This window comes from Pseudomonas sp. (genome assembly GCF_037994325.1).
Classification (GTDB): Bacteria; Pseudomonadota; Gammaproteobacteria; order Pseudomonadales; family Pseudomonadaceae; genus Aquipseudomonas.
Window position 1 is genome coordinate 1 of the sequence record NZ_JBBNAH010000203.1, and the last position, 3,839, is coordinate 3,839.

Here is a 3,839-nt window from a genome sequence, read left to right on the forward strand (position 1 = left end):
GGGGCGTCGCAAGGCGCTGCTCGACAAGATTGTGTCGGAATACCCAGGCATTGAGTCCGTGGTGCTGGACATATCCGATCCCCAATCCATCCAGCACAACAGCGAAGCGCTTGCGCTCAGCCACCCGAACTTGAATGTTCTTATAAATAACGCTGGCATCATGCAATGGGAGGACCTCACTGCCCCGCAATACCTGAGCACGGCCGAAGATACCGTGACCACGAACTTACTGGGCACCATCCGAATGGTGTATGCATTTACCCCTCAACTGCTCAAGCAGCCCAGTGCATCGATCATCAATGTCAGTTCTTCGCTGGCATTCGTGCCGCTCCCTGCAACACCCACCTACAGCGCAACCAAAGCGGCAGTCCATTCCTTCACGCAAAGTCTTCGCGTGCAATTAGAGGCCTCGTCCGTCGAGGTTATCGAACTTGCGCCGCCGGGCGTGCGCACTAAATTGCTTGGGCAGGAAAACGACGAACACGCCATGCCGTTGGAGGAATTTCTGGATGAAGTCTTCGAACTGCTTAACAGCACGCCGCCCCCTCATGAACTTGTGGTCGAGCGCGCCAAGCCATTACGTTTTGCTGAGGCGAGCGGTTCCCATGCCGACGTATTGAAAATGCTCGCGGCATATAAGCCGCCTGCAGAATGATGCTGGCCAAGTAAGCGGCGCCCGATGGCATCGCTGAGAGTAGATGGCATTTGTCTGGACGCTCAGTCACCTCTCACTAACCGCATTCGCTGAGCGTTTTGACGATGCGCGGATCGTCCCAAGCAAACTGGTTCAATGCGCCAGGAGAATCTAGCTTGGGGCTGCTAAACACAGACTTTGCGGATGGAGCGCCTTTTGACGATTTCTCGTCGGAACCTTTCGAATAGCTCGTTCGGTCATCATACGGAAACGGCTTCTCGGCGGGAACGCGCGTTGGGCCTTCAAGATGTGCTCGTTACTACTTTGATCGAGCTACTCGGTGATGACTTCGGATCGGACGTGCGCGGCGATTATCGCCAGCACTCAGTCGAAGGGAGCTAGGAACGGCCGAAGACCTAGAAGCCTGTTTTGGCTGCTAGGTCTTCACCTCATCGACTCTTACTTGACGGTCAATGCGTTGTAGCTAGTGAACAAGTTGCGGTAGTCGGGGATGTGTTTTGCACAAAGGCTGCCCAGGCCTTCGATGTCGTTACGCCAATCGCGGTGAAGCTCACACGCTACGCCAAACCAGTTCATCAACTGAGCGCCGGCTCGGCTCATACGATCCCATGCCGCATCGCGAGTGATCTGATTGAAGGTACCGGACGCGTCGGTTATCACGAATACATCGAATCCTTCCTCAATAGCTGACAGGGCTGGAAACGCAACACACACCTCGGTCACGACACCGGCAATGATCAATTGCTTCTTACCCGTGGCCTTGATGGCTTTGACGAAATCTTCGTTATCCCAAGCATTGATCTGACCGGGGCGAGCGATGTACGGAGCATTTGGGAACATCTCTTTCAGTTCCGGCATGAGAGGGCCATTGGGGCCTGTTTCGAAGCTAGTGGTGAGGATCGTTGGGAGGTTGAAAAACTTAGCCAGATCAGCAACCGCCAGCACGTTGTTCTTGAACTGGTCTGGCTCGATGTCGCGAACCAGAGACAGAAGGCCCGCTTGGTGATCGACCAGGAGAACTACGGCGTTGTCTTTGTCGAGGCGGTTGTAGGTAGTGGTAACGGTCATGGCAAGGCTCTCTCTCTAAGGTTGGATGCCGAGGCTTTCGGCTGATTAGGCGTTTCCGTGCAGTTTTCGCTGCGTGGGACAAAGCTTAATTCCGACCCCTTTAGCCCGCCAGATGCCGAAAATTGCCCGCAGCGTTCTATTTTGAGAACGATGCGGTTCGGATTTGCGCAAAACCGCATGGCTGGCGATTGGCCGCTTACAACGGCGCTTTTCAAAAGATCGTCTGTGACGGTCAGCGAAGCGAGTGCACGAGCATTGGTGATATGGATGCCCCTTAGCGGCCGGTTAGCGACCAATAGCTGCCTGTCGCGACGGGCTTTTTCGGACCAAAGCGGGCGTTTGGAGTGGCACCCGGGAGCTAGCATGATGATCGCTTACGGATCTCGGTCTGCTCGCTCAAACCAGCGAATGGCAATCTGAATCGCTTTAGCATTTGCTGCGTCTTGGTCCTCGAAAGGGCCAGGTGCTTCGCCTGCGATAGTGTCAAAACTACCCTCCGTTGCCATCTCAACCAGTACGCGAATCCGCGAGATCTTGTTGCTTGTTAAATCTGCCCAAGCGTAAACGACAAGGAACATTTGCCCATTTTCAGCGGTGACGAAATGATGGTGCGGACGTCCTGAAATAGAGGGCGTAGCTAGCAGGCTTTCCGGGCCGTCCTCTGGCGGAAAATGGGTTCTGCGGTCGCCGAATCTGCGTCTGCTTAGTGATGAGTCTGATGGGGCTCTACTGAAAGGGAAAAGCATGCGTTGGAGTAATTGCTTCATTCGATTGGGACGTTCCGGCGCGGTGACCTTACGGAACACATTGAGCACCTCTTGAGCGCCTTTCTGCAGATCCTGAATGCTGCGTTGACTCTTCTCCATCTCACGAATGACAAGCAGCGCCAGCTTCTTCTCTGTGTCCGTTAGTTGGCCCATTCTCTTCACCAGTTTTATGTCTGAATGCAAGGACGTTAGCAGGACTCTGTATCGGGGGGTTCCGGTACCTAACTCCCACTAGGGTCGATTTAGATGTGTATCTTGACTTCGCTGGAGAGCAGCGGCTGCATGTTATGCGTCCATGCATTAGGCCGGGATCACTTCCTTTACGTTCAATGCACGCCAGGGATCGACCTTTCATCAATGAGCTGTAGCTCTAGGTTCGACAGATAGGTACTCATCAAGAAGTGCAATAGTCTGGAGCAAGCTGGTTCGCAGAGCTGGTAGCGATAGTGCCACTACTACCTCCGGCCGTTGAGCGAGGTGTAGGAACATCTGCAGAACTTTCTCTGAGTGGGACGCCAACATGATGAGGTGGTATCCGCTTGGGCCGTGCGTTCCAGCTAGCCAGTTCTTCGCTGTTCGCTCGTTTGCATTTGTCCACCGTTGTAGTGTCTTCAATGCGCAGTGTGTCTGCCCTAACTCGCTACGCAGCGCTGCCGAAATGGCGTTCGCGTACAGCACGCTTCCTACGCCAGCCGGAAAATCATTGCCCATTTTAGTAATCATTTTTCCGAGACCTTCTTCTATGGTCATGAAGCCGCATTGTTGAGGCTTTTCAGTGCGTCGAAAATGCTGCTGACCGACGGAAAGCTCATATGCCTCCAAGAAAAAAAGCTATCTGCGCTGAGGAGGGCATCGCTGTTTCACAGCGAGCGGCGGCCTACGTGCGCATGTCCACCGAGCATCAGCAATATTCGACTGAGAACCAGCTGGATACGCTCAAACTCTACGCCGCTACCCACGGTCTCGAAATCTCTAAGGTGTATGTGGATTCCGGCAAAAGCGGACTTCGTCTTGTGGGAAGAGAGGGGCTACAGCAACTCTTCAGAGACGTAGCATCGGGTCAACGTGATTACGGCGTCATCCTTGTGTACGACGTGAGCCGGTGGGGGCGCTTCCAGGATCCAGACGAGAGCGCGAGCTACGAAGTTCGGTGTCGTCAGCACGGCGTGAGGGTTGAGTATTGTGCTGAGCAATTCGCGAATGATGGATCGCCCATATCCAGCATCATCAAAAGTATAAAACGGATGATGGCGGGAGAGTACAGCCGAGAACTGTCAGTAACAGTCTTTAAAGGTCAAACAAAACTGGCAGAGCTCGGATTCCGAGTTAGTGGTACCGCTGGATATGGA

Annotated in this window: 4 protein-coding genes; 2 read left to right on the top strand and 2 right to left on the bottom strand. The window is 53.9% G+C overall.

The genetic code is table 11. The features are described from left to right. On the top strand, positions 1-655 hold a 655-nt coding region (locus AAAB16_RS06850), incomplete at its 5' end, for an SDR family NAD(P)-dependent oxidoreductase (protein ID WP_340662663.1). Between the two features lie 438 nt (positions 656-1,093). On the opposite strand, the gene ycaC is transcribed toward AAAB16_RS06850, so the two are convergent. Continuing rightward, positions 1,094-1,723 carry an isochorismate family cysteine hydrolase YcaC gene (ycaC, locus tag AAAB16_RS06855; protein ID WP_340662664.1) on the bottom strand — a complete coding sequence of 210 codons (630 nt, stop codon included), beginning with the start codon at positions 1,721-1,723 and terminating at the stop codon, positions 1,094-1,096. 374 nt (positions 1,724-2,097) lie between these two features. Next, on the bottom strand, positions 2,098-2,643 hold the full coding sequence (locus AAAB16_RS06860) for a hypothetical protein (RefSeq protein ID WP_340662665.1): 546 nt from the start codon (positions 2,641-2,643) through the stop codon (positions 2,098-2,100). A gap of 659 nt (positions 2,644-3,302) precedes the next feature. Here AAAB16_RS06860 and AAAB16_RS06865 point away from each other — a divergent pair. Continuing rightward, a partial coding sequence (locus tag AAAB16_RS06865; RefSeq protein ID WP_340662666.1) for a recombinase family protein occupies positions 3,303-3,839 on the top strand: 537 nt, incomplete at its 3' end.

Coding starts and splice junctions, on each gene's coding strand:
- ycaC (WP_340662664.1), bottom strand. CDS start 1,723: ATGACCGTTACCACTACCTACAACCGCCTCGACAAAGACAACGCCGTA.
- AAAB16_RS06860 (WP_340662665.1), bottom strand. CDS start 2,643: ATGGGCCAACTAACGGACACAGAGAAGAAGCTGGCGCTGCTTGTCATT.